This is a genomic window from Lysinibacillus sp. GbtcB16, from assembly GCF_019091145.1.
GTDB classification, from domain to species: Bacteria; Bacillota; Bacilli; order Bacillales_A; family Planococcaceae; genus Lysinibacillus; species Lysinibacillus fusiformis.
Genome location: NZ_JAGXJV010000263.1, coordinates 1 through 296 on the forward strand (window position 1 = coordinate 1; position 296 = coordinate 296).

Here is a 296-nt window from a genome sequence, read left to right on the forward strand (position 1 = left end):
ATGGCAGCTGCTGGTATTAATGCCCAAGGAATCAATGTTCCGCCACCAACCCAAATGGCAGTAATTTGCCCGAAGGCCGTTAAAGAAGCAGTCCCTCCGCCTAGTGCATTGCCGAATAAGCTTCCGACAGAGCCCGCTAAGGAAATTCCTGAGAAGCCCGAGCCATGTAATCCAGTAATGGCACCAACTACTGCCAAAGTGATTACTGCAATTTCCTTCGTTGAAGGGACTATTGCTGCAAGTCCCACACCGAGATCATTGACAATATCGTGCGAGGTAGCGGGTAAATGATCTCC

The 296-nt window shown here is 49.7% G+C and carries 1 pseudogene; it reads right to left on the reverse strand.

From position 1 onward, the window contains the following. A pseudogene (locus tag KVT27_RS24205) lies at nucleotides 1-296 on the reverse strand (hypothetical protein); the annotation flags it as partial.